Raw genomic sequence first — 23,626 nt, 5'->3', positions numbered from 1 at the left:
GGGATGAACACCCCACCGGGGGGATGGGGTGTCATTGGAGAAACCTGTCCCGAGACGCCACAGGTCTCCAGGGACAAGCGAGGAACGCCCGAACACCTGCCCGGGGGGTGCCGGTACTCGGGCGAACACAGTATGTAACGACCGGGCGCCCCGGATCATTCCCCGGCGCCTGACCACCAGTGCAGGTCACGGCTGGTGGTACTCGGTCGCACGGGTGGTGTAACGACTGCCGGCCTGCCGACATTCCACCGACCACCCGCGGCCGAAGTGGATCATGGATCGGATCCGGACATCGCGCTCACAACCACCCAGACGGCCGCAGGCAGACGACAGAACCAGCATCGACACTTCCGCATGCGATCACATCGACATCCACTTATCCTGATCGAATGTTTGTCCGAATAGTGATCTCCGCACTACTGACCGCATCTTTCGCCGTGCTCGGCACCGGCGGGGCGGCGCACGCCGACGAGACCAGGCAGTTCCGTGGTGAGGGCTCCAGCAGCTTCGGGTTTGCCTATGAGTGGGCCTACGGCCAGGCCCTGGGCAGGGCCCGGGACGCCGGCTTCACCGATTGCGAAGTGATCGACAGCTACATCTGGCCCGGCGGGTACAGCGCGTGGGTGCTGCTGGAGTGCACCCGCTGACCGCCTGTACCTCGGCCAGGTGGTGCGACCACGGGACGGCTGGCTATACCCGCTTGTCGGCGATTTCCGGCGGTTCCGCCGGGTGCAGCGCCGCGACGATCGCCTCGGCGGTACGCCGGCCCACCCCGGGCACCTCGGCGATCTCGTCCACCGTGGCCGCCGACAGCCGCTTCACCGACCCGAAGTGCCGCAGCAGTGCCTTGCGGCGTACCTCGCCGAGGCCGGCGATCTGGTCGAGGCCGGAGATGGTCATCCGCTTGGAGCGGCGTTGCCGGTGGAACGTGATGGCGAATCGGTGCGCCTCGTCCCGGACGCGTTGCAGCAGGTAGAGCCCCTCCGAGGTGCGCGGCAGGATCACCGGGAACTCGTCGCCGGGCAGCCAGACCTCCTCCAGCCGTTTGGCCAGCCCGCAGAGTGCGATGTCGTCGATGCCCAGTTCGGCGAGGACCTCCGCGGCGGCGGCGACCTGGGGCTGCCCGCCGTCCACCACCACCAACTGCGGTGGGTACGCGAACTTGCGCGGACGTCCGGTGGTCGGGTCGATGCCCGGCCGGTCCGGGTCGGAGGCCATCTCGTCACCGATCTCCCCGATCTCACCCCGCACCTGGAGATAGCGGGCGAACCGGCGACGCAGCACCTCGGAGAGCGCCGAAAGATCGTCGGTGGCCCCGCGCACCACGAACCGCCGGTACTCGCTCTTGCGGGCCAGTCCGTCCTCGAAGACGACCATGCTGGCCACCACGTCGGTGCCCTGGATCTGCGACACGTCGTAGCACTCGATGCGCAGTGGTGCGGTACGCAGCCCGAGCGCCTCGGTGATCTCGTCCAGCGCCTCGCTGCGGGTGGTCAGGTCACCGGCCCGGCGCAGCTTGTGCCGGGTCAGCGCCTCGGCCGCGTTCCGCGCCACCGTCTCCAGCAGCGCCTTCTTGTCGCCGCGCTGCGGCACCCGCAGGGCGACCTTTCCGCCCCGCCGCGCCGACAGCCACTCGGCCAGCGCGTCGACGTCGGCCGGCAGCGCGGGCACCAGCAGCTCGCGGGGCACGTCGCCCTCCCCCTCGGCCTCGCCGTAGACCTGGGAGCAGAAGTGGTGCACCAGGTCTCCGGTGCTCAGGTCCTCAACCTTCTCCACCACCCAGCCGCGCTGGCCGCGTACCCGCCCGTCCCGGACGTGGAAGACCTGGACCGCCGCCTCCAGCGGATCCTCGGCGAACGCCACCACGTCGGCGTCGGTACCGTCGCCGAAGACCACGGTCTGCTTCTCCATCGCCCGGCGCAGCGCCACGATGTCGTCACGCAGCCGGGCGGCCCGTTCGAACTCCAGCGCCTCGCTGGCCTCGCCCATCTCACGTTCGAGCCGGCGGACCATCTGGTCGGTACGGCCGCCCATGAAGTCGCAGAACTCGTCGACGATCCGGCGGTGCTCCTCGGCCGAGGTCCGCCCGACGCAGGGCGCGGAGCACTTGTCGATGTCGCCGAGCAGGCACGGCCGGCCGATCTGGGCCTGCCGCCGGAACACCCCGGCCGAGCAGGTCCGGGCCGGGAAGACCCGGAGCAGCAGGTCCAGCGTCTCGCGGATCGCCCAGGCGTGCGAGTACGGCCCGAAGTAGCGCACCCCCCTGCGCTTGGCGCCCCGCATCACCTGGAGCCGGGGGAACTCCTCGTCGAGAGTGACCGCGAGATAGGGGTACGACTTGTCGTCCCGGTAGCGCACGTTGAACCGGGGGTCGTACTGCTTGATCCAGTTGTATTCGAGCTGGAGCGCCTCGACCTCCGTGCCGACGGTGACCCAGTCCACGCTGCCGGCGCTGGTGACCATCTGCTGGGTGCGCTGGTGCAGGTTCCACAGGTCGCCGAAGTAGGAATTGAGCCGGCTGCGCAAGCTCTTGGCCTTGCCGACGTAGATCACCCGGCCGGTGGGATCGCGGAACCGGTAAACCCCGGGCAGGTCGGGAATCGTGCCCGGTGCCGGGCGATAGGTAGCGGGGTCGGGCACGCCGACAAGCCTAGACCCCGCCTGGGACACCGCCTGGCACGGCGACGGATGGTCGGCCGTGCCAGGCGCCCCGGGTTCAGGCCAGGACGATGTCGTCGCCGTCGACGTTGATCTTCTTCTCGGCCAGCGGCTTCGTCGCCGGGCCACCCTTCACCGAGCCGTCCGCCACGGAGAACTTGCTGAAGTGGCAACTACAGTTGATCGTGCCCCCGTCGACGCCGGTCACCGGGCACTGCTGGTGGGTGCAGATCGAACTGAAAGCCTTGAACTCGCCCTCGGTCGGCTGGGTGACCACGACCTGCTGGTCGGCGAGGATCTTGCCGCCGCCAACCGGAATCTCGCTTTTCTTGGCCAGCGCGGCGGCGCTGCCACCCTTGGCCGGAGCGCTCGGCGAACCGGTGGGGGACGGAGCACCGCCGGCCGACGGGCTGTTTCCGGTGCCGTCGAGCGCGTCGTCGTCACCGGTGCCGCAGGCGGCCAACACCACGGACACTCCCACCGCACCCGCACCCGCCAACAGCGCCCGTCGGGTCTGCGTGCCCGGCCCGGTCAGTTCGTCACTCATACCTAGCCTTCCTCTTCGGCGCCGCGCTCCTGGTCGTCCGCGGCCACGCCCGAAGACACGGATATATCCACCAACTGGTTCAACCGGACCGCTGTCAGGACTTGCCGGTACGTCGGCTCTTCGCCGTGCCGGTCTTCGCGGTTGCGGCCTTCGCGGTCGTGCCCACCCGGGCGGCGCCGTCCTTCACCGTACCGTCGCCGGCCCGGCCGTTACCGGACTTCACGGCACCGTCACCGGCCTTGGCCGTAGCGCCGTTCGCCCTGGTCGCGGTGCTGTTGGCCTTCGCGGTGCCGTTGGCCTTCGCGGTGCCGTTGGCCCGGGCCGCCCGGGTGGTGGCCGCGCTCGCCCCCCGGGCCGGGCCGGTCAGCCCGAGTACCGGCCGGAGGAACTGCCCGGTGTGACTCTCCGGCACCTCCGCCAACTCCTCCGGCGTACCGGCGGCCAGCACCATGCCGCCCCGGTGCCCGCCCTCCGGACCCATGTCGACCAGCCAGTCGGCGGTCTTGATCACGTCGAGGTTGTGCTCGATGACGATCACGGTGTTGCCCTTGTCGACCAGGCTGTCCAGCACCCCGAGCAGCTTGCGGATGTCCTCGAAGTGCAGCCCGGTGGTCGGCTCGTCGAGCACGTACACCGTCCGGCCGGTCGAGCGCTTCTGCAACTCGGAGGCGAGCTTGACCCGCTGCGCCTCGCCGCCGGAGAGGGTGGGCGCCGGCTGGCCGAGCCGGACGTAGCCGAGGCCGACGTCGACCAGGGTCTTCAGGTGCCGGTGGATGGCCGGGATCGCCGAGAAGAACTCGGCCGCCTCCTCGATCGGCATCTCCAGGATGTCGGAGACCGTCCGCCCCTTGTAGTGCACCTCCAGGGTCTCCCGGTTGTAGCGGGCGCCCTTGCAGACCTCGCACGGCACGTAGACGTCCGGCAGGAAGTTCATCTCGATCTTGATAGTGCCGTCGCCGCTGCACGCCTCGCACCGGCCACCCTTGACGTTGAACGAGAACCGGCCCGGCCCGTACCCCCGGACCTTCGCCTCGGTGGTCTCGGCGAAGAGCTTGCGGACGTGGTCCCAGACCCCGGTGTACGTCGCCGGATTGGACCTCGGGGTACGCCCGATCGGCGACTGGTCGACCCCGACCACCTTGTCGACGTTCTCCAGCCCGGTGATCCGGGTGTGCCGGCCGGGCACCAGCCGCGCCCCGTTGATCTGGTTCGCCAGCACCGTGTAGAGGATGTCGTTGACCAGGGTCGACTTGCCCGAACCGCTGACGCCGGTGACCGCGATGAACTGGCCGAGCGGGAACGACACGGTGAGGTTCCGCAGGTTGTGCTCGCGCGCACCCTGCACCACCAGCTCCCGGCCCGGCGTCTGTGGCCGGCGCCCCTTCGGGGTCGGGATCGATCGGCGCCCGGAGAGGTACGCCCCGGTCACCGACTCGGAGTTGGTCAGCAGGTCCGGCACGGAACCGCTGTGCACGATCCTGCCGCCGTGCTCGCCGGCCCCGGGCCCGATGTCGACGATCCAGTCCGCCGTCCGGATGGTGTCCTCGTCGTGCTCCACCACGATCAGCGTGTTGCCGAGTCCCTTGAGCCGGACCAGGGTCTCGATCAGCCGGTGGTTGTCCCGCTGGTGCAACCCGATCGACGGCTCGTCCAGCACGTAGAGCACTCCGACCAGCCCGGAGCCGATCTGGGTGGCCAGCCGGATCCGCTGCGCCTCGCCGCCGGAGAGCGTGCCGGCCGGCCGGTCCAGCGACAGGTAGTCGAGGCCGACGTCGACCAGGAAGCGCAGCCGGGCGTTGATCTCCTTGAGCACCCGCTCGGCGATCATCTTCTGCCGGTCGGTCAGGGTCATCCCGCCGAGCAGCTCCGCGCACTCGCCGACCGAGAGCGCGCAGACCTCGGCGATGTTCCGCCCGCCCAGGGTGACCGCCAGCACCTCCGGCTTGAGCCGGCTGCCCCGGCAGACCGGGCAGGGCACGTCCCGCATGTATCCCTCGTACTTGTCCCGGGACCAGTCCGACTCGGTGTCGTTGTGCCGCCGCTCGATCCACTGCACCACGCCCTCGAAGCCGGTGTAGTAGGAGCGCTCACGGCCGTACTTGTTGCGGTAGCGCACGTGCACCTGGTCGCCGGAGCCGTGCAGGATGGTCTTCTGCGCCCGGGACGGAAGCGCCCGCCACGGGGTGTCGAGGTCGAAGTGCTCGGCCTCGGCCAGCGCCTGCAAGAGGCGGAGGAAGTATTCCTGGGTCTGCCCGCCGGACCACGGCTGGATCGCGCCCTCGCGCAGTGTCCGCTCCACGTCCGGCACGACGAGTTCGGAGTCGACCTCCTTCTTGGTGCCCAGCCCCGTGCACTCCGGGCAGGCGCCGTACGGGGCGTTGAAGGAGAAGACCCGGGGTTCGAGGTCCTCGATCGCCAGTGGGTGGTCGTTGGGGCAGGCCAGGTGCTCGGAGTAGCGGCGCTCCCGCTGCGGGTCGTCCTCGGGCAGGTCGACGAAGTCGAGCAGCACCAGCCCGCCGGAGAGGCCGAGCGCGGACTCGACCGAGTCGGTGAGCCGCTGCTTGGCGCTCGCCTTGACGGTGAGCCGGTCCACCACCACCTCGATGGTGTGCTTCTCCTGCTTCTTCAGCTTGGGCGGCTCGGTGAGCGGATGGACCACCCCGTCGACCCGGGCCCGGGCGTACCCCTTGGCCTGGAGCTCGGCGAAGAGGTCGACGTATTCGCCCTTGCGGCCGCGCACCACCGGGGCCAGCACCATGAACCGGGTGCCCTCCTCCATCGCCAGCACGCGGTCGACGATCTGCTGCGGGCTCTGCCGGGAGATCCTCTGACCGCAGATCGGGCAGTGCGGCTCGCCGACCCGGGCGAAGAGCAACCGGAGGTAGTCGTAGACCTCGGTGATGGTGCCGACGGTGGAGCGCGGGTTGCGCGAGGTGGACTTCTGGTCGATCGAGACGGCCGGGCTGAGCCCTTCGATGAAGTCGACGTCCGGCTTGTCCATCTGGCCCAGGAACTGTCGGGCGTACGACGACAGCGACTCGACGTACCGGCGCTGCCCCTCGGCGAAGATCGTGTCGAAGGCCAGGCTGGACTTGCCGGAACCCGAGAGCCCGGTGAAGACGATCATGGCGTCGCGTGGCAGGTCGAGGTTGACGTCGCGCAGGTTGTGTTCACGCGCGCCACGGATGATCAGTCGGTCGGCCACTGTCCGCGCACTCCCGGGAAGAAAAGATATGTTCTGTCCGATTCGCTGGCGCGCGAAGCGCCGGTTTCGTTGACGCAGAAGAGCGCCTCGGCAACTCTAGCCCCGGGGTACGACAGTTTTCCGCACCGACAGATTCCCGCAGTTCAACGTCACGATCCCCGGACACTCACCGTCCCGGGCCGCCCCGACTCCGCTGCTCCTTGCGAACCCGCTTCCCTCGGTACCGCTCCTCGGCCGCCAGGCGCGCGTCCCGGCGGCGTGTCTCGAACGCCACCTCGCGCTGGAGCTTCAGCCAGCTCGCCCAGCGCCGCGGGCTCAGCTCGCCGGTCTCCAGCGCGCCCCGGATCGCGCAGTCCGGCTCGCCCCGGTGCCCGCAGTCGGCGAAGCGGCACTCCGCGACGAGCGCGGCCACGTCGGCGAAGGCCCGGTCCAGCCCGACCGCCGCGTCGAGCAGGCCCACCGCCCGCACGCCCGGGGTGTCCAGCACCGCACCCCCGCCCGGAATCGGGATCAGTTGCCGGTGCGTGGTGGTGTGCCGGCCCTTGCCGTCCACCCCGCGTACCCCCTGGGTGGTCATCACCGTCGCCCCGGCCAGCGCGTTCACCAGCGTCGACTTGCCGGCGCCGGACGGCCCGAGCAACGCCAGGGTCCGGCCGGCGGCGACCCACCGGCGCAGCCCGGCCAGCCCGGTGCCGTGCTGGGCGCTGACCGCCAGCACCTCGACGCCCGGCGCCACCTGGCCGAGCTGCTCGGCCACCGCCGCCGGATCGGCGACCAGGTCACACTTGGTGAGTACCAGCAGCGGGGTGGCGCCGGACTCCCAGGCCAGCGCGAGCAGCCGCTCGATCCGGGCCACGTCCGGTGACGGATGCAGCGGCTCGATCACCGCCGCCGCGTCCGCGTTGGCCGCCAGCACCTGGCCGGTCGAGTCCTTGTCGGCGGTCCGCCGCACGATCGCGGTGCGCCGGGGCAGCACCGCCTCCACGGTCAGTCGCCGGTCCGGCCAGTCCCGGAGCAGCACCCAGTCCCCGGCGCACGGCAGGTTGACCGCGTCCCGGGCGGCCGCCACCAGCACCCCGCCGCCGAGACTGGCCCGGACCGGTCCCCCGGCGCCGAGGACCGTGCAGATTCCCCGGTCCGCCCGGGCCACCCGCCCGGGACGTAGTTCGTCGCCGCGCTCGGGATACGCCGCGGCCGTGGACGCGTCCCAACCGAGGGACACGAGATCGATGGTCATGTCTACCCTTGTCGTCAGGAGTGGAATTCAACGGTCGAATTCAGAAGTGGAAACGGTTGCCCCGCGCACTGCGACCGGCATGCATCCCACCCCCTCACGCCCTGCGGGTACTCCTCCTCGACGGTAGGTGCTGATACGACCGGACCGAAAGCCAATTCCGGCCCGCCACTCCCGCCACTCCCGCCCGAGGCGTGCGGGCCGGACCGGTCGTCGGGCGCTATGGTCGTGAGTCGTGACACTCGACCCACTCGCGCTGCTGCCCGAGGTGGACCGGGCGACGGATCGGCTGTTGCGGACCGTCGACGGGCTCGACGACGCCGCGATCGGCGAGCCGTCCCTGCTCCCCGGCTGGACCCGGGGGCACGTGCTCAGCCACCTGGCCCGGAACGCCGACAGCTACGTCAACCTGCTGACCTCGGCGCGTACCGGCGAGGACATCCCGCAGTATCCGACCCCGGCGGTCCGGAACGCGGACATCGCGGCCGGCTCGGCCCGGCCGACCGCCGCCCAGCTCGCCGACCTGCGGGCCAGCGCGGAGCGGTTCGCCGAGGCCGCCCGGGCGCTCCCGGCGGAGGCCTGGGCCGCCCAGGTCCGGTCCGCCCGAGGGCTCCGGCCCGCCGCCACCCTGGCCTGGGGACGGCTGCGCGAGGTGGAGGTGCACCACGTCGACCTCGCCGCCGGCTACCGGACAGCCGACTGGCCGGAGGCGTTCGGTCAGCGGCTGCTGCACGAGGTGGTGCACGACCTGGCCCAGCGGGACGATCCACTCGCCCTGGTGCTGGTGCCCGCGGAGACCGGGCAGCCGCTGACCATTGGCAGCGGCCGGGGCCGGCCGGTCGGCATCCCCGCCGCCGAGAGCGGCCCGGAGCTGCGTACCGTCGCCGGCCCGGCGCACGAACTGGCGGGGTGGCTGACCGGCCGGAGCACCGGTGCCGGCCTGGTCGTCACGCCCGCCGGGCCGCTGCCGGCACCCCCGCCCTGGATCTGATCCGCCGACCGCCTCGATCCAGCCGACCCGCCCTCGATCCAGCTCGACTCTGACCCGCTGATCCACTCTGACCCGCTGATCCGCTGATCCACTCGGAGGCACCCGACCATGAGCTACACCGGAGACGTCGTCGCCGACGGCCCGCCCGACGTACGCCAGTTGACCGGCCTCACCGTCAGCAAGCTCTCGGTCGGCCCGATGGACAACAACGCGTACCTGCTGCGCTGTGCCTCCACCGGCGAGCAGGTGCTGATCGACGCGGCCAACGAAGCGCCCCGGCTGCTGGAACTGATCGGCGAGGGCGGGCTGGCCGCCGTGGTCACCACGCACGCACACATGGACCACTGGGTCGCCCTGGAGGAGGTTCTGGCCAGCACCGGGGCCCGATCCCTGGTGCACGCGGCCGACGCGGACGGGCTGCCGATCCCCTCCGAGCCGCTCGCCGACGGTGACCGGGTCCGGGTCGGCGACCGCGAACTCGAGGTGATCCACATCGTCGGGCACACTCCGGGTTCCGTCGCGCTGCTCTATCGGGACGACGTCGACGGGACACACCTGTTCACCGGGGACTCGCTGTTCCCGGGAGGTCCCGGAAGGACGACCAATCCGAACGAGTTCGCGCAGATCATGGACGACCTCGAGACCAAGGTGTTCGGTGTCCTGCCGGACGACACCTGGTTCTACCCCGGCCACGGCAAGGACTCGACCCTCGGCGCCGAGCGTCCGTCGATCCCGGGGTGGCGGGCCCGGGGCTGGTAGTCGGAGCGGACCTCGCCGGTGCCGGATGTCCCCACTCGGCGCCGGATGCGCCCTCGCGTGCCGGACGTCCCTGCTCGGGGACTCGCCCTCGGGGTGGCCGGCCCGCTGCTCAGCGTCGGACGAGCCGGGACCGGGAGGCGCGTTTCACGGACCGGGCCGCCACCGACCACCACGGAGCCATCGGCTGGGCCATCCGCAGCAGCCGGTCGGCGTTCCAGCGGTCGCTCCGACGCCTGCCTCGGGCCGCGTCCGTGCGCTTCCGCGCCGTCACCACGCCGACGATCACCGCGACGGCACCGAGGGCGATGGGCACCGGGTTGTGGCGGACGAATCCGCCTGCCCGGTTGACCGAGGCCCCCATCACCTGAGCACCGCGTACGGCCTGCTGGCCGGCATCCGCGGCAATCCGGCCCACCCTCCGCTGCGCCTGTCCCACCTTCTGGCCGGCCGCTTCCGGTAGTTGCGCGGCCTTCTCGCGGACTGTCCCGGTGACCTGCGTCGATCGTTCCCGAAGCCGGTTCGTGGTCTGTTCGGCCTTCTCGCGGCCACGGGCCCGCACGTCCGTCTTGGCGGCCAACGCCTGAACCGTCTCGCCGAGTTCGGTGCGCCGCCGGTCGATCTCCGCACGAGTCCGGTCCACGTCGCCGACGCCGTCCCCCGGCATCATGACCGTCCCCGATCCCGGGCCGCGTTCCGCACCGTCTCGGCATCGGCGCGCAGGCTTCCCGCCGTCGATTTCGGCATCGGAGGTGCCGCACCACGGACCCGCTCCCGACCGGATCGCGCGAGCAGGCCCGCCATACCCGCAAGGACGGCGGCGACGACCAGTGCGGCCAGGGCGGCCGGGATGACATAGCTCAACGCCACCACGGCCGCGGCGACCAGCGCACCACCGGCGTAGAGGGCCAGCGCACCGCCACCGCCGAACAGCCCGACGCCTACGCCCGCGCGCTTGCCCTTCTCCGACACCTCCAGCCGCGCCAGTGCGAGCTCCTCGCGGAGCAGCCCGGATATCTGGTCGGCGGCCCGCTGCACCAGCTCGGGTGTGGTGGCTCCGTCGCCGCTCGTACTTGTGCTGGCCGAGACATCCCCCATGGCTTCTCCTCCCGTACGACTGTCGGACCGGGCTCCCGCGACCGACGCGAGCCCGGCAAGCCGTCGGAGTCGGGCCCTGCGGCAGCGGCACCATCCCTGCTGTCGGGCGGCCGCCACGGGCGTGTTGAGGGCGTCGCACGTCCGCCCACACCGGCCGATGCCCCGGCTGGGTCCGTCCCGAAGGTTCGGTCGACTCGCCAAGGACCTACTGCTCTTCCATGGTGCCACCGGCCATCGCCGGGCCGGGACGAAACCGCGGCTTCGGCTTGGCACGTTAGGCTAATGGGTGTAGCTTTAAAGCTATGGCTAACCCCCGCTACCTTCGCCGCCCTGAGGGACGCATCGCGTACGACCTGTGGGAGGGTGCCGGGCCGCTGGTGATCTGCACGCCGGGGATGGGCGAGTTGCGCCAGTCGTACCGGCTGCTCGCGCCGAAGCTGGTCGAGGCGGGCTACCGGGTGGCCGTGATGGACATCCGGGGGCACGGTGACAGCGACGCCAGCTTCTCCGGCTACGACGACCTGGCGCTCGCCAGCGATCTGCTCGCGCTCGTCGACGAGCTCGGCGGACCCGCCCACCTGGTCGGCAACTCCATGGGCGCCGGTGCCGCCGTGATCGCCGCCGCCGACGCCCCGGCGAAGGTACGCGGCCTCGCCCTGCTCGGCCCGTTCGTCCGGCAACCCGCCGGCGCGGCCGTGCTGAACCTGCTCTTCCGGATCATGCTCGTCCGGCCCTGGGGCCCGGCTGCCTTCCTCGGCTACTACCCGAAGTGGGTGCCCGGCGCCAAGCCCGACGGCTACCAACAACACCTCGCCCTGGTGCGGGACAACCTGCGCCGGCCCGGCCACTGGCGGGCGTTCGTGCGGACGACCCGCACCTCGCACGAGCCGGCCCGGCGGCGGCTGCCCGAGGTGTCCGCCCCCGCCGTCGTGGTGATGGGCGCCGCCGACGTGGACTGGAAGGACCCGGCGGCCGAGGCCCACTGGATCGGCGAACAGCTCGGCGCCGAGGTCGTGATGGTCCCCGGAGTGGGACACTTTCCGCAGACCCAGGCACCCGATGTGGTCGCCGCGGCCGTCACTCGACTGGTCGAAGAGGGCTCCTGAATCCGATCCCGACAACGCCGCACCGGTCGCCCACCGGCACCGGAAACGCCGCCGCGCAGGCGTTTCCGGCAGGTGATCCGACGGTACGGAAGATGAAGCCGAAAAAGATGTTGCCGCGCTCGGAGGCGGCCCCTACCGTGGTGGGCACAGCGATCAACGAAATTGGCGCGTCAGATCGACAGGAGCAACCGATGTTGTGGCAGACCTCTTCGCGAGCGTGGCGGCAGCTGCCAGACGCCTCGACGAGCCTCGCCATGCTCGGGCGCCCCGTCCACCTAGGCTCCGGCGCATGTGCCGACCTGGGCGGCTGGCGGACGTAACGCGACTCCACTCGCGTCCACGCCGCCCTCCCCGCCCCGGGACCGGGCGGCGTTTCTCTTGCCCGCACTGATTCCAGCACACAGGGGTGTGGCGCAACTGGCAGCGCAGCGGCCTCCAAATCCGAAGGTTGCAGGTTCGAGTCCTGTCGCCTCTGCTTCTCCCCCGGCCTCGGCCGGCGGGACCGGTACCACGTTGAAAAATCCACAGTGGATGGCATTGTTGATGCCCGGCCGGCGCCGTACCACCGCGCCGGCCGGGCAGATCCGGGGCGAGGGAGACGGCTGACCCGCCTGTTTTGGGTACAGGAGAAACCGAGTTCGATTCTCGGGCCCCGGACCGCACCCCGTCGGGAATGGTGTAACTGGCAAAGGCCAGCCGCTCCGGTAGCCCAAGGGCAGGAGGCAGCGCGCTCAAAACGCGCACAGTGTGCGTTCGAATCGCACCCGGAGCATCCCACGCGGTTGTAGCGCAGTTGGCAGCGCGCCACCTTGCCATGGTGGAGGTCCCGGGTTCGAATCCCGGCAGCCGCTCCGAACACCCACGAGAGCCCAGCACATCGGCGAGAGCTTCGCGACATTCACGAGAAGAGGAGGTGTCCGGTGGACGTCCTGGTCATCAACGCCGACCTCGGCCCGCTCCACCGGGTCAGTCTCCACCGAGGCCGGCATGGTGCTGCGATCGGCAGCGACGGTACCCACCTGGGCCGCGCTGACCCGGCGCTGACGGCGGCCGGCGGATTCTCCCCCGCCGGCCGCCCATTCCCGGATCGTCCAACTGGCAGGACTCCTGATTCTGGATCAGGCAATCGAGGTTCAAATCCTTGTCCGGGAGCGCGATGCCCTCGTGGCCCAATTGGTAGAGGCGCCAGGTCGAGAGCCTGGTCATCGTGCGCGTTCGAGTCGCGCCGAGGGCACTTTGGGGTGAGTGCTGGTGCACAGCGTTGCCTTGCAAGCTTCGCGTGCGCGGTTCGATCCCGCGTCACTCCACCCATGCCCGGGTAGCCCAACGGAAGAGGCCGCCGGCTCAGAACCGGTGCGTTGCAGGTTCGACTCCTGCTCCGGGTACGTACGCGTCATTGTCGGCGGTTCGGAAGGACGGCCGAGAGGTCCATGGCGCCGCCCTGCTAAGTGCGTGTGGAGAAGTTCTTGTTTGGACGGTGTGGCGGGATGGCCGCCGCGGTCCGGGTGGGCTGGCCCGCGACTACGAACGCCAGCCGGAAGTTTCCGAAGCACTCATTCGCTGGGCAGGCATCAATGGCATGCTCCGCCGGATCACCAGCGGAAAACCGGCCCAGCGCCAACTTCGCCGCACCTCCGACGCTGCCTCCGCAGCCCGTCATGGCTCCCGAGGTAGCCTGCGTTGATGGCTGTGAAGGTTTCCAGAGCCGACGTCATCGCATTTCGGCTCCACGCCCAGCACCTCACCGAACGCTTGGGCGAGCAGAGGCTGCTCGACGCGGCCGGGTTGTGCGGCGTCCAGAACAGCCCGCCCGGGTCGGCGCTGCTAGCCCTGCACGCCCGGGTGCGCAACCTCTCGCAGGATCGGGTCGACGAAGCAGTAGCCGAGGACAAGAGCCTCCTGCAGAGCTGGTGCATGCGCGGCTCGCCGTTCTACTTCCCGACCGCTGATGCACCGGTCTTCACCACCGGAGTGCTCCCGCCGACCGAGGAGGCGATGCGCCAGTTCATCCTCGGGGCAGGGCAATCGGTGGACAAGCTCGGCCTCAGCCTCACCGAGACCGTTGAGCTGACCGGTACCGAGATCAGTGATGTCCTGACCGGACGTCGACTCGCCATCGACGAACTCGGCGCAGAACTCGCCGAGCGGATCGCCCGCAAGCTGTCGAAGAAGCAGCGCGACATCTGGGAACAAGAAGGTCCCCATGCCGCCGGCCAACCGCTCGGCGAGGCCGTCGTGCACTTCTGCATCCGCATCCTCACCTTGCAGAAAGTGGTTTGCTTCGCGCCACGCGACGGGAACAAGGCACCGTTCGTCCTGGTCGATGAGTGGCTGGGTGATCCGATCCCGGACACCGACCCGAAGACCGCGCGCGCCGAGCTGCTCCGCCGATACCTCCGCTGCTACGGTCCGTCGACCCGAGCGGACTTCGCCGCTTGGCTGGGCGTCCGTGCCGGCGACGCCGGCACCTGGTGGAGCCTGGTCGAGGACGAGATGACGGAGGTCGATTTCGGCCGCAAGACGTGGCTACTTACGGAGGACCTTGATGCGTTGCAGTCGGCTCCGACGCCCAAGGGGGTGCGTCTTCTTCCACCTCGCGACCCCTACACGCAGCTGCGTGACCGCGAGACAGCCATTGACAAGCAGTATCACCGGGACGTGTGGAAGGCCGTAGGCGACCCGGGCACGGTGCTCGTTGATGGCGAGATCGCCGGTGTTTGGCGTCCGCGTAAGAGCGGGCGGAAGCTGACCCTCACTCTGAAATCCTTCGGCACCTTGCCGGCTCGGAACAAAAAACCGCTACAAGCAGAGGCCGAGCAGGTCGCAACACTGCGGGGTGCCTCGTCCGTCGACGTCGAGTTCGACTCCTATTGACCGATGCAGCGCCAGCGGCAAAAGCGGTCAACCAGCTCCCAATGCTGGTCGATGAGATCGCACGGGCATCCCTAGCGCGGTGCCTTACGTCGTGCCGTCGATCCACGCTGGACCGTTCTGGCGTCGTGATCACGCAGCCACGCCGAGCTATCTCAACCACGCTCTAAGGCGGACGGGCACACCCCGACGACAGGGTCGCCGGACGCGGCGGCGACGACTACCGTCTGCCCGACGAGACCGAAAGGATCATGGTGCCGAATCCCACCGAACTGCACAAGGTCAACGCGCTGGTGCAGGGCTTCAAGCCGCAGGCCAAGCGGGAGCTCACCGACGCCCACCGGCGTACCCAGAAGGCACCGCCGCTCTCCGGCATCTCCCGGACCTACCAGCCGTTCGCCGACGACATCCGGGAGCAGTTGCCGCCGGAGTCGACCCGGGTGCAGTACACCGTCCAGGAGGTCCTGGACGACGTCGCCACGACCATGGGCCGACTCTTCGACCTCCAGTTCCTCCAGGACACCGGCAACGCCACCGCCAAGGCCGACGTGGTGGTCGACGGGCGGACCCTGATCCGCCAGGCACCGGTCACCTATCTGCTCTTCCTGGAGAAGCAGCTCGTCGACCTGCGTACCTTCGTCGACGGGCTGGCCACCCTGGACGCGGCGGAGCGCTGGGAGTTCGATCCGGATCGCGGCTGCTACGCGAGTACCCCGAGCCAGACGCAGAAGATGCGCAAGGTGCACCGCAACCACGTCAAGGCCGAGGCGACGGAGAAGCACCCGGCGCAGGTCGAGGTCTACACCGAGGACCTACCGGTGGGGACCTGGACCACGGTGAAGCTCTCCGGCGCCCTCCCGGCCGAACGGGTCAAGGTGCTCCGCGGACGCGTCGACAAGCTGTTGGAGGCGGTGAAGGTGGCCCGCGAGGAGGCGAACAGCACCACGGTGCAGGACCGCACCGTCGGCGACGAGGTGTTCGGCTACCTCTTCGGGTAGCCTCCCAGACACCCCCGTGGAGCGGGGGGTGGCGCGAACTGCGCCGAGACTGAGACTGACTCGTCAGACTCATCAGAGGTGGCGGTTCCAGTGGAGGTTCGAGTCCTCCCCTCGGCACTCCGAGCCGAGGTAGCCCAACCGGTAGAGGCAGACCGACACCGAGCAGGCTGAGACTATCGCTCCAGGCTCAGCACCCCCACCGATCGCCAGATCTACCGACCACGACCATCTCGACGAGATGCTGGTTCGAGTCCAGTCTGCCGCTCTACCTGCGGCGGTCGCTTAATGGCAAAGCGCGTCGACTGTAGACTGATCGTGGATCTTAAATGTCGCTGGCGTGCGAACGGGTGGAACCTCAGGACCCCCGGGGTCGGGCATACCCCGGGGGTCCGCCAAATTCTCCGAAGGCGCCGCCCGGCGGCGGAGTCGGTCAGCCTCGATGCCATCCACCGTGGACACCATGGACGCGGGCGTTGGCTGCTCGGCCGCCACTTCGATGGTGGCGGTGTGCCCGGTTCGACACCGGGGTCCATGACTCGCCGGCCGGCGGTGATGATGACGGGGGAACGCCGGCCGGCGCCACACCGCTTTCCGGCGCCGGCCCTTGTTCAGGAGCGGGGAGTCCGTGCGGTCCACCAGGCGCGCACGCCGAGTACGCCGACCGTGGTACCGATGGCCAGGGACGCCCCGATCAGCAGGGCGTGCACCCACAGGAAACTGGTCGGGCTGCCCTGCCCGATCTCCCCGGTCGACCAGGCGCGGGCGTCGTTCCAGATCGCGACGGCGAACCGCGGCCAGATCGCCCAGGTCCAGACGCCGACCAGGATCAGGAAGCCGGCCCAGCGCCGCGACAACACCATGGCAGCCCAGTATGCCAGCCAGGCCCCGGCCGGCCCGAGCCGCCAACCTCACCGGGACCGGCCCGGGCCGGCGGCCTCGCCCGGGCCGGTCCCGGCGGCCGGTCACCCCCCCCGACCGGCCGCCGGTCCGGCCCCGGTTGCGTGATCACGCCCCCGACCGGCTACTGCCCCCGACCCCGTCGGCCCCCGTGCGCGTGATCCGCGTTCCCCCCGGGTGGCGCCGGCCGGTCGCCCAGCCGCCCGGCGCCACCCGCATCCCCCGACCGCCGAGAACCGCCCGGTCAGCCCTCGACCGTCGAGGCGAGTCGGCGGCGTACGCCCAGCAGGACGAGGCCGCCGAAGAGCATCCCGAAGCCCACCGTGCCGAGCAGCGCGAACGACTCGCCGGGCAGCAGCCCGCCGACCGACCGGGCCAGGAGGCCGAGCACCATGTAGAGCCCGGCCCAGAGCACCGCGCCGACCGCAGCGAAACCCAGGAACCGCCGGTACGACATCCGCAGCCCGCCGGCGGCCAGCGGCAGCAGCGCGTTGAGCACCGGCAGGAACGGCGCCACCATCACCATCCGGCCCCCGCCACTGCCGAGCATCCGCTCGGCGGCTGCCCAGCGCTCCTGCCCGATCCACGCCCCGGTACGGCTGCGCCGCAGTCGGGCGCCGAACCGCCGGCCGGCGAGGAAGGTGAGCGACCAGCCACCGAGACAGCCGGCGATCACCGCCAGGAACGCCCCCAGGCTGGCCGGTCGACCGACTCCCACCGCGGCCAACACCGCGACGTCACCGGGCACGAGTACGCCGAGCAGCGGAATCGCGTCCAGCATCATGACCCCGCCGAGTACCGCCAGGAAGACTCCTGACGGCAGCTCCCCCACCTGAACCAGCCAGTCCGCCACGTCAGGAACGTTACGGCCGGAACCCTCCCCGGACATCCGGGTCGAGCCCTGGTAAGTGGCACGGGCAACCCTGACTGGTACTAGGGGTGGGTCCGTCGTCCGGCGTAGGCCGGAGGTTTGCACGACTCCTGGCTTCCGCCCGCGCGGAGTACCGAGGGAAGCTACTGTCGGTGACGTGCAGGGCACGCCACGCACCAGGCGCGCCGCTAAGGAGACACCCATGGCAAGCGGAACCGTCAAGTGGTTCAACTCGGAAAAGGGCTTCGGCTTCATCGAGCAGGACGGCGGAGGGCCGGACGTGTTCGTCCACTACTCCGCGATCGCGACGTCCGGCTACCGGGAGCTCAACGAGGGGCAGAAGGTCGACTTCGACGTCACCCAGGGCGAGAAGGGCCCGCAGGCGGCTAACGTTCAGCCGCACTGAGCAGCTCGCGACGCGCCGGCCGGGCCGGCAGCTCCGCGGTGTGCTTCGGCAGCTCCGCAACGCACGCCGGCACCTCTTCGGTGTGTTCCCGATCGGGCAGGTCGCGGCGCTGGCGCAGCGGGCCGATCAGCAGGATCAGCCCGCTCAGCGCCAGCCCGGCGGTGATCACCCACATCGCCGGGCGGAGGCCGAGCGTCGTACCGAGCGCGCCGCCGAGCACGGCACCGAGCGGGATGGTGCCGAGGTTGACCACCTGCATGGTCACGCTGACCCGGCCGAGCAGCCGGTGTGGCACGTACGCCTGGCGGAAGCCGGTCTTGATCACGTTGCCGGCGACCACGCCGGCGCCGATCACCACTCCGGCCAGCACCAGCAGCCCGAGCCGAGCCCCGGGGGCGGTCATCGGGATCAGCAGCCCGAACGGTTCCGCGCCGAGGGCGCAGAGCAGCAGCGCGCGGGCACTGCCGAGGCGGCGGGACAGCGCGGTGGCGATCGCGGCGCCGACGACTCCGCCGAGGCTCATCACGGCGACCAGGCCGCCGACGGTGCCCGGACCCACCCCGACCTCGCGGACCAGGAAGACGACCAGCAGCGCCTGATAGCCGATCAGGCCGAGATTGCTGACCGCACCCCAGACGGTGAGCACCCGCAGGTAGGGATCGCGGGCGGTGAACCGTACCCCCTCGGCGATCTGCCGGCCGAGGCCCGCCGCCGGATCGGCGCGGCGGCGCGGCTCACGGCGGCGGATCGACAGCAGGCAGGCGGCCGAGCCGAGGAAGCCGATCACGTCCACCAGCAGCGCGGTCGCCGCGCCGACCAGGTTGGCCAGCAGGCCGGCCATGCCCGGACCGGCCACCTGGGCCACCGCCTCGGTGCCCTGGAGCTTCGCGTTACCCTCGGCCAGGTCGGTCCGGTCCAGCAGGGTGGGCAGGTAGACCAGGTACGCGGTCTTGAAGAAGACGCTCACCGTGCCGCCGGCCAGCGCGACGGCCAGCAGGTGCCCGATGCTGAGTACGCCGAGCCAGCCGGCGACCGGCACGCTGGCGAAGAGCAGCGCGGCGGCCAGGTCGCAGGTCACCATCACCGGCCGGCAGCGCAACCGGTCCACCCAGGCGCCTGCCGGCAGACCGACCAGCAGCCAGGGCAGCCACGCGGCGGCGGTCAGCAGCGCCACCTGTAAGGTGCTGGCTCCGAGTGTGGCGACCGCCACCAGGGGCAGCGCGACACTGGTGACGCTGGCGCCGAAGGTGCTGCCGGCCTGTCCGATCCAGAGCAGCCGGAAGTCTCGTTGCCGGAGCAAACTCATCTCTTCTCCGCGTCTCGCTCGCCCGTACCGGGCCGGCTGGGCTGGCTCAGGGCTGGGCTGGCTCAGGGGTGGGCTGGTTCAGGGCTGGGCCGGGATGCTGTGGGCGAAGAAGAAGACCGGCTCGCGGGGCTGCCCGTCGTCGGGGAGCTCGCGGTCGCCCCACCGGGAGAGCAGTGCGAGCAGTTCGGTTTCGAACTCCGCCAGTTCGGCGGGGGTGAACCGCAGCCAGCGGTCGGTGGAGAACGCCGCGTCTCCCCAGATGGCCCGCTGGTCGTCGCCGGCGGCGTGCCAGTCCCGGACCAGCCCGACCTGACGGTCCAGGTTCAGCGACACGGCGGCCTGCTGTACGGCCTCCCGGGACGGGTCGTCGGCGAAGTCGGCGCTGGACCAACGCAGCCCGGCCGAGACGAGCCGCCACCACCGCTCCCGGCGGTCCCGGGCTAGTTCCGGTGCCTCCTCGACCAGGTTGGCGGCGGCGAGCACCTTCAGGTGATGGCTGACGTTCGCGACCGCCTGCCCGGTGCGCTCGGCCAGCGCGCTGGCCGTGGCCGGGCCGTAAACCTTGAACACGTCCATCAGGCGGCGGCGGAGCGGATGGGACATGGCGGCCAGCACTCGGGAGTCGGTGACCTGACGGATTTCTCTGCTCATGCGCCCACGCTGTCATACGCAACAGCAATTGCGCAAGACATGTTGCGCAATCGCCGTTGCGGATAGCTTCGCCGGTCGTTCGCCCGATCGCCGGCAAGGCGGCCATGGAGCGGGATCTGCTCGCCGCCGGGGCGGTCCTGCCGACCATCCTGCTGCGGGCCGGTGCGATCCACGGGCCGCACACCGTGCACCCCGCGAGTGACACTTCGTGAAACGCGCCCTGGACAACCGGCCGGTACGCGTGCCGCGCACGATCGGGACCGGGACCTTCCTGCCCGACCTCGCGCAGAACCACCGCACCGACTACTTCGACTGCCCGCCGAGGGCGCCTGGTTGCGCCGCCGCACCATCGGCTGACCGGGGCGCCGGGCAGCTACCGACCGCGCCGCCGGGGTGGACAGACCCTCAGGTCGCCGTGAGCTTGGCGGCCAGTTCCTCGACCCGGTCGCCGAACACCGCCCGCAGCGCGGCCGCCGCGTCGTCGAGGTCCTTGGAGCCCAGCCCGGCGAGCACCCCGTCGATGATCTCCTGCTCGTTGACCCAGTCCTTGCCGAGCATGGTCATCTGGTTCGCCTTGACCTCGGTCAGCATCCCCTCGATGTTGTAGAAGTGCTGCCGGATGTCGGTACGGCCGCTGCCGTCCGGTTTCTGCGCGCCCTGCCAGAGGATGTAGTTGACGTCCTTCGCGTACTTGAAGAGTTGCTCCTGCTCCCTGTCGGACAGTGCCGGCATGATGTTCTCCCCTCCGGACGATGCGGCGACGTCGCGCCGGAACTGGTTCATGTTGAAGCTCGGGTCCGTCTTGACGCTGGAGTGGCCGTAGCCACCCGGCTGGTGTTCCTTGTGGCCGGCGATCCCCCAACCGGTACGGTCGCGCAGCGCCGCGACGCCGCGCACGTAGGAGTCGTACTGCCGGGCGGTCCACGGCTCGCCGAGCGCGTGCTGCGCCTCGATGCCGACCAGGCCGGAGTTGCCGACCCCCTTGAACGGCCCGGCCCAGCCGACCCGGACGTGGTTGCACCGGCCGGAGGCGATCACGTGCCAGTGCCCGGTACGGGAGAGGTAGAGCTGGGCGATCGGCGGCGGTGCCGTCGCGGAGCCGTTGAGCAGGACGTAGATCTCACCGGCGTCGGTGGAGTGCAGGGAGCCGCGGGTCTCGTGGCACATGATCCCGTGTGGATCGAAGGACGTGGAGCCTCGACTTCGCCAACCGCCGACCTCGTGGACCGTCAGACCGGCGGACCGGAGCACGTCGGCGAGCCACAGCAATCGCATCGATCAGTCCCCCCTACTCGGAGGCAGGTGTTCACTACTGACCGTATCCGCGACATCGATCGGAGTCCAGTCGTCCAAGCTGCCAATCTGACCAAAAGCAATGGTCAACCCATCCGAGGTTGGGAAGGGACGGCTAGCCGGCCGACGACCTCAGAAGGCCAGACACTCACACTCCGTCATCAACGCGCGAACGTTCCGGACGTACTGCGGGTTGGGGATCTTCAACCCGTCGTCGGTCACCACCGCACCCGGCCCGAAGTTGTACGCCGAGATCACCGCGTTGAGCAGGCAGGAGTTGAGTGCGCTGCCGCAGTCCTCGGCGGAGACCCCGTAGTCGCTCTCGAAGAAGGCGTCGCCGATGTACTTGATCAGCCAGGCCAGGTAGTTCGCGCCGAGCGTGGCGTTGTCCCGATAGGCGTCGATGTCGTACGACTGGTCGAAACGCTGGTTGACGAAGGCCGCGGTGTCCGGCATGACCTGCATCAGCCCCACCCCGCCGTCGCAGGCGATGATGTTCGACTGCCAGCCGCTCTCCTGCCAGGCGGTCGCCTTGACCAGGTCGACCGGCACCCGGATGTCCGGAGCCGAGTTCGGCCAGTAGATTCGGCCGGCCGCCTCGGTCAGTGCCTGCTTGACCTGGGCCCGGCTGGCCTGGCTGCCCTCGTAGCGCGGCTTGGTGCAGCCGGCCTCGGGCTTCGGCGGCGGCGGGGGCAGCTTCGTCTCGGTCGGCGGCTTCGGGACCTTGCGCGGCCCCGGCTTCTTGCTGGGGGTGCGCTTCGGCGTCGCCGAAGGGGTCGGCCGGACGCCGAGCCCCGCCACGGCCGGCGGCTCCGGCTCGGTCGTCGGCTCGTCGGCCGCACCCGGCTGCGCGACGGCGGACGGGTCCACCTCCGCGACGACGGTGGTGCCGTCGCCGCCCGGCTCGCCGTTGGCACAGGCACCCACGGCGGCCAGCGTCAGGACCACCACCCCGGACAGCAGTCCCGTCCTGCGTAGCCAGTCAGTCATCCAGTCCCCCCAGTTTCCCGGCCGCACCATAACAGGCACGCCGGCCGCTCAGGGGACATCGACCACCACGGTGGCTCGTCCACTGGTGGCGGACCTGGCCCACGGTGGGCGGACCTAGCCCACGGTGGCGGACCTAGCCCACCGGTGACCGGGCCTCGCCCATCGGCGGCTCTGCCTCGCCCATCGGTGTCCGGGGCTCGCCCGTGGGCGTCCGGGGCTCGCCCTTCGACGGCTGGACCCGGTCTTCCTTCAGCGGCCCGGCCGAGGTCCCGGCGGCCCGCACCGCGCGGTCCCGGCTCGCCCAGGCGACGATGAAGACCGCGGTCCAGAGCACCCCGAGCAGCACCGAGGTGACCGTCTCGCTCGCCGAACTCCAGCCGACGTAGAGCCGGGCCGCACCGATGGTCACCACCCCGACCGCCGCCACCGTCCAGGCCGCCACCGCCATCGGCCAGCGGCTCTGCCGGGCCAGCAGCCAGGCGAGCGTACAGAAGCTCGCCGCGACCACCGCGTTCTGGGCCGGCAGCAGCCGGACGGGTGCGCTGCTGGTCGGCCCGGTCACGTCGGTGACCAGGACCAGCACCAGCAGCGGTACGAAGGCGCCGACCGTACCGAGCACGCTGAGCAGGTCGACCCGCCACGGTCGGGTACGCCAGCCGACCACCGCGGCGGCCAGCGCCACCACCAGGATCAGCACCGGCCCGCGCAGCGCGCCGATCGCCGCGTGCGCCAGCTCGGCCACCCCGTCGGTACGCCGGGACGCGAACCACTCCGCTATCGCGCTGTCGACCACCGACAGCCCGCTGTGCGTGATCACCAGGTCGAGCAGCCAGGCCAGGGCCAGCCCGGTGACGAAGAGCAGCGCCAACCCGGCGGCCAGGTTCGCCAGCAGCGTCCAGCCCGGCCCGATGTGCATCGACAGCACGAAGAACAGCACCCCGTACCGCCGGGCCAGCCAGCGCAGCGGCGGCCGGGCGACGGCCCGGGACAGCAGCGAGCGGACCGGATCCGGGTTGCGGCCGAGCCAGCGGCCGACCAGCACGATGGCCACGATGAAGACGATCAGCAGCAGTACGGCGCCGGTCGCCCTGCCGAGGCGCTGGGAGACCGTCTCGTAGGACTCCCCGGCCAGATAGCCGGCCAGCACCGAGCTGCCGACCCAGGTCACCACCCCGGCCAGGTTCCACGGCCCGAACCGCCGGTACGGCATCCCGGCGCTGCCGGCCAGCCGGGGCACCAGGGTCCGGGCGAAGGCGACCCAGCGGGCCGCGAAGACACCGCGCCCACCCAACCGGGCCAGCATCGCGTCGGCCCTCACCCAGCGCCGTGCCCCGATCCGGCTCCCCCAGCGGCCCGCCCGCAACCGGGGGCCGTGCCGCCGGCCGCTGCGGAACGCCAGCGTGTCGCCGAGGGCCGCTGCGACAACCATCACCACCAGCGCCGGGCCGAGCCGCAGCAGTCCGGTGTACGCGAGGAAGCCGACCAGCAGCAGGGTCGCCTCGGCCGGCATCACCAGGCCGACGATCACGGCCGTCTCGGCGGCCACCAGCAGCGCGGCGGCCAGGTAGACCAGCACCGGTGGCAACTCCCGCACCACCGTCAACACGTCATGCACGCCCGCCCCCCGAACACCACGGCCAGCATGCCAGCCACGCGGTCGGCCGGCACAGGGATTCCCGCGGAGACGGGGGTCGACTCAGGGGGAACCCGGACGTCGGCCCGGATCACGCGGGCGGGAGGATGGAGCG

At 70.8% G+C, this 23,626-nt stretch carries 19 protein-coding genes, 6 tRNA genes and 1 pseudogene; 13 read left to right on the top strand and 13 right to left on the bottom strand.

What is annotated here, in order from left to right; genetic code table 11:
• The first annotated feature begins 389 nt into the window (after window positions 1-389).
• The gene (locus ABNF97_RS23685; RefSeq protein WP_130460530.1) at window positions 390-647 is read left to right on the top strand and encodes a hypothetical protein; all 258 of its coding nucleotides are present in this window, start codon (window positions 390-392) and stop codon (window positions 645-647) included.
• Between the two features lie 43 nt (window positions 648-690).
• Here the strand turns inward: ABNF97_RS23685 and uvrC are convergent, their stop codons facing one another.
• The 4 genes and pseudogenes from uvrC to rsgA form a co-directional block, all read right to left on the bottom strand.
• Entirely contained in the window at window positions 691-2,640 is a 1,950-nt protein-coding gene (uvrC, locus tag ABNF97_RS23680; RefSeq protein ID WP_349339828.1) for an excinuclease ABC subunit UvrC, read from the bottom strand.
• Between the two features lie 76 nt (window positions 2,641-2,716).
• Window positions 2,717-3,205, bottom strand: a complete 489-nt coding sequence (locus ABNF97_RS23675) for a Rieske 2Fe-2S domain-containing protein (RefSeq protein WP_130460532.1) — start codon at window positions 3,203-3,205, stop codon at window positions 2,717-2,719.
• Window positions 3,206-3,443: 238 nt separating this feature from the next.
• Window positions 3,444-6,410: pseudogene (gene uvrA, locus ABNF97_RS23670) on the bottom strand (excinuclease ABC subunit UvrA); the annotation flags it as partial.
• 166 nt (window positions 6,411-6,576) lie between these two features.
• Window positions 6,577-7,647, bottom strand: a complete 1,071-nt coding sequence (rsgA, locus tag ABNF97_RS23665; RefSeq protein ID WP_349339827.1) for a ribosome small subunit-dependent GTPase A — start codon at window positions 7,645-7,647, stop codon at window positions 6,577-6,579.
• Window positions 7,648-7,879: 232 nt separating this feature from the next.
• Between rsgA and ABNF97_RS23660 the strand changes: the two genes are divergently transcribed.
• Both ABNF97_RS23660 and ABNF97_RS23655 read left to right on the top strand, forming a co-directional pair.
• A complete protein-coding gene (locus ABNF97_RS23660) occupies window positions 7,880-8,635 on the top strand; it encodes a maleylpyruvate isomerase family mycothiol-dependent enzyme (RefSeq protein ID WP_349339826.1) in 756 nt (251 codons plus the stop codon).
• A gap of 108 nt (window positions 8,636-8,743) precedes the next feature.
• A complete protein-coding gene (locus tag ABNF97_RS23655; protein WP_130460536.1) occupies window positions 8,744-9,394 on the top strand; it encodes an MBL fold metallo-hydrolase in 651 nt (216 codons plus the stop codon).
• A 109-nt stretch (window positions 9,395-9,503) separates the two neighbouring features.
• On the opposite strand, the gene ABNF97_RS23650 is transcribed toward ABNF97_RS23655, so the two are convergent.
• Together ABNF97_RS23650 and ABNF97_RS23645 are read right to left on the bottom strand one after the other, a co-directional pair.
• Window positions 9,504-10,061, bottom strand: a complete 558-nt coding sequence (locus tag ABNF97_RS23650; RefSeq protein ID WP_349339825.1) for a DUF3618 domain-containing protein — start codon at window positions 10,059-10,061, stop codon at window positions 9,504-9,506.
• Window positions 10,058-10,489, bottom strand: coding sequence for a phage holin family protein (locus ABNF97_RS23645; protein WP_130460537.1), 432 nt, complete (start codon window positions 10,487-10,489; stop codon window positions 10,058-10,060). Before ABNF97_RS23645 ends, ABNF97_RS23650 begins: the two co-directional genes overlap by 4 nt.
• A 302-nt stretch (window positions 10,490-10,791) precedes the next feature.
• Between ABNF97_RS23645 and ABNF97_RS23640 the strand changes: the two genes are divergently transcribed.
• From ABNF97_RS23640 to ABNF97_RS23600, 9 genes are all read left to right on the top strand, one after another.
• On the top strand, window positions 10,792-11,595 hold the full coding sequence (locus ABNF97_RS23640) for an alpha/beta fold hydrolase (RefSeq protein WP_130460538.1): 804 nt from the start codon (window positions 10,792-10,794) through the stop codon (window positions 11,593-11,595).
• Between the two features lie 402 nt (window positions 11,596-11,997).
• A tRNA-Trp gene (locus ABNF97_RS23635) sits at window positions 11,998-12,070 on the top strand.
• 223 nt (window positions 12,071-12,293) lie between these two features.
• Window positions 12,294-12,367 (top strand) — tRNA-Leu (locus ABNF97_RS23630).
• A 6-nt stretch (window positions 12,368-12,373) separates the two neighbouring features.
• Window positions 12,374-12,446, top strand: a tRNA-Gly gene (locus tag ABNF97_RS23625).
• Between the two features lie 229 nt (window positions 12,447-12,675).
• A tRNA-Gln gene (locus ABNF97_RS23620) sits at window positions 12,676-12,747 on the top strand.
• 6 nt (window positions 12,748-12,753) lie between these two features.
• Window positions 12,754-12,829: transfer RNA gene (locus tag ABNF97_RS23615), tRNA-Leu, on the top strand.
• Window positions 12,830-12,907: 78 nt separating this feature from the next.
• A tRNA-Leu gene (locus tag ABNF97_RS23610) sits at window positions 12,908-12,980 on the top strand.
• A gap of 298 nt (window positions 12,981-13,278) precedes the next feature.
• Window positions 13,279-14,469, top strand: a complete 1,191-nt coding sequence (locus tag ABNF97_RS23605; protein ID WP_349339824.1) for a winged helix DNA-binding domain-containing protein — start codon at window positions 13,279-13,281, stop codon at window positions 14,467-14,469.
• A gap of 248 nt (window positions 14,470-14,717) precedes the next feature.
• Complete coding sequence (locus ABNF97_RS23600; RefSeq protein WP_349339823.1) at window positions 14,718-15,464, top strand: DUF7873 family protein; 747 nt, start codon at window positions 14,718-14,720, stop codon at window positions 15,462-15,464.
• A gap of 608 nt (window positions 15,465-16,072) precedes the next feature.
• On the opposite strand, the gene ABNF97_RS23595 is transcribed toward ABNF97_RS23600, so the two are convergent.
• Together ABNF97_RS23595 and ABNF97_RS23590 are read right to left on the bottom strand one after the other, a co-directional pair.
• Window positions 16,073-16,324, bottom strand: coding sequence for an SCO4848 family membrane protein (locus tag ABNF97_RS23595; RefSeq protein ID WP_130460541.1), 252 nt, complete (start codon window positions 16,322-16,324; stop codon window positions 16,073-16,075).
• A gap of 281 nt (window positions 16,325-16,605) precedes the next feature.
• Window positions 16,606-17,214 carry a VTT domain-containing protein gene (locus ABNF97_RS23590; RefSeq protein WP_207230377.1) on the bottom strand — a complete coding sequence of 203 codons (609 nt, stop codon included), beginning with the start codon at window positions 17,212-17,214 and terminating at the stop codon, window positions 16,606-16,608.
• Between the two features lie 220 nt (window positions 17,215-17,434).
• Between ABNF97_RS23590 and ABNF97_RS23585 the strand changes: the two genes are divergently transcribed.
• The gene (locus ABNF97_RS23585) at window positions 17,435-17,638 is read left to right on the top strand and encodes a cold shock domain-containing protein (protein WP_130460543.1); all 204 of its coding nucleotides are present in this window, start codon (window positions 17,435-17,437) and stop codon (window positions 17,636-17,638) included.
• On the opposite strand, the gene ABNF97_RS23580 is transcribed toward ABNF97_RS23585, so the two are convergent.
• The 5 genes from ABNF97_RS23580 to ABNF97_RS23560 form a co-directional block, all read right to left on the bottom strand.
• Window positions 17,619-18,944, bottom strand: a complete 1,326-nt coding sequence (locus tag ABNF97_RS23580; RefSeq protein WP_349339822.1) for an MFS transporter — start codon at window positions 18,942-18,944, stop codon at window positions 17,619-17,621. The two genes, ABNF97_RS23585 and ABNF97_RS23580, sit on opposite strands and share 20 nt — an antisense overlap.
• A 78-nt stretch (window positions 18,945-19,022) precedes the next feature.
• Window positions 19,023-19,595, bottom strand: coding sequence for a helix-turn-helix domain-containing protein (locus tag ABNF97_RS23575; protein WP_130460545.1), 573 nt, complete (start codon window positions 19,593-19,595; stop codon window positions 19,023-19,025).
• A gap of 405 nt (window positions 19,596-20,000) precedes the next feature.
• Entirely contained in the window at window positions 20,001-20,870 is an 870-nt protein-coding gene (locus tag ABNF97_RS23570; RefSeq protein ID WP_130460546.1) for an N-acetylmuramoyl-L-alanine amidase, read from the bottom strand.
• Window positions 20,871-21,020: 150 nt separating this feature from the next.
• The gene (locus ABNF97_RS23565) at window positions 21,021-21,878 is read right to left on the bottom strand and encodes a transglycosylase SLT domain-containing protein (RefSeq protein WP_130460547.1); all 858 of its coding nucleotides are present in this window, start codon (window positions 21,876-21,878) and stop codon (window positions 21,021-21,023) included.
• A 133-nt stretch (window positions 21,879-22,011) separates the two neighbouring features.
• The gene (locus ABNF97_RS23560) at window positions 22,012-23,493 is read right to left on the bottom strand and encodes a VTT domain-containing protein (protein WP_130460548.1); all 1,482 of its coding nucleotides are present in this window, start codon (window positions 23,491-23,493) and stop codon (window positions 22,012-22,014) included.
• Window positions 23,494-23,626: the final 133 nt, after the last annotated feature.

Source organism: Plantactinospora sp. B6F1, assembly GCF_040120695.1.
Taxonomy (GTDB): Bacteria; Actinomycetota; Actinomycetes; order Mycobacteriales; family Micromonosporaceae; genus Plantactinospora.
This window is presented reverse-complemented; position numbering and strand designations above follow the sequence as displayed.

Coding starts and splice junctions, on each gene's coding strand:
- ABNF97_RS23685 (WP_130460530.1), top strand. CDS start 390: ATGTTTGTCCGAATAGTGATCTCCGCACTACTGACCGCATCTTTCGCC.
- ABNF97_RS23675 (WP_130460532.1), bottom strand. CDS start 3,205: ATGAGTGACGAACTGACCGGGCCGGGCACGCAGACCCGACGGGCGCTG.
- rsgA (WP_349339827.1), bottom strand. CDS start 7,647: ATGACCATCGATCTCGTGTCCCTCGGTTGGGACGCGTCCACGGCCGCG.
- ABNF97_RS23655 (WP_130460536.1), top strand. CDS start 8,744: ATGAGCTACACCGGAGACGTCGTCGCCGACGGCCCGCCCGACGTACGC.
- ABNF97_RS23650 (WP_349339825.1), bottom strand. CDS start 10,061: ATGATGCCGGGGGACGGCGTCGGCGACGTGGACCGGACTCGTGCGGAG.
- ABNF97_RS23645 (WP_130460537.1), bottom strand. CDS start 10,489: ATGGGGGATGTCTCGGCCAGCACAAGTACGAGCGGCGACGGAGCCACC.
- ABNF97_RS23640 (WP_130460538.1), top strand. CDS start 10,792: ATGGCTAACCCCCGCTACCTTCGCCGCCCTGAGGGACGCATCGCGTAC.
- ABNF97_RS23605 (WP_349339824.1), top strand. CDS start 13,279: ATGGCTGTGAAGGTTTCCAGAGCCGACGTCATCGCATTTCGGCTCCAC.
- ABNF97_RS23600 (WP_349339823.1), top strand. CDS start 14,718: ATGGTGCCGAATCCCACCGAACTGCACAAGGTCAACGCGCTGGTGCAG.
- ABNF97_RS23595 (WP_130460541.1), bottom strand. CDS start 16,324: ATGGTGTTGTCGCGGCGCTGGGCCGGCTTCCTGATCCTGGTCGGCGTC.
- ABNF97_RS23585 (WP_130460543.1), top strand. CDS start 17,435: ATGGCAAGCGGAACCGTCAAGTGGTTCAACTCGGAAAAGGGCTTCGGC.
- ABNF97_RS23580 (WP_349339822.1), bottom strand. CDS start 18,944: ATGAGTTTGCTCCGGCAACGAGACTTCCGGCTGCTCTGGATCGGACAG.
- ABNF97_RS23575 (WP_130460545.1), bottom strand. CDS start 19,595: ATGAGCAGAGAAATCCGTCAGGTCACCGACTCCCGAGTGCTGGCCGCC.
- ABNF97_RS23570 (WP_130460546.1), bottom strand. CDS start 20,870: ATGCGATTGCTGTGGCTCGCCGACGTGCTCCGGTCCGCCGGTCTGACG.
- ABNF97_RS23565 (WP_130460547.1), bottom strand. CDS start 21,878: ATGACTGACTGGCTACGCAGGACGGGACTGCTGTCCGGGGTGGTGGTC.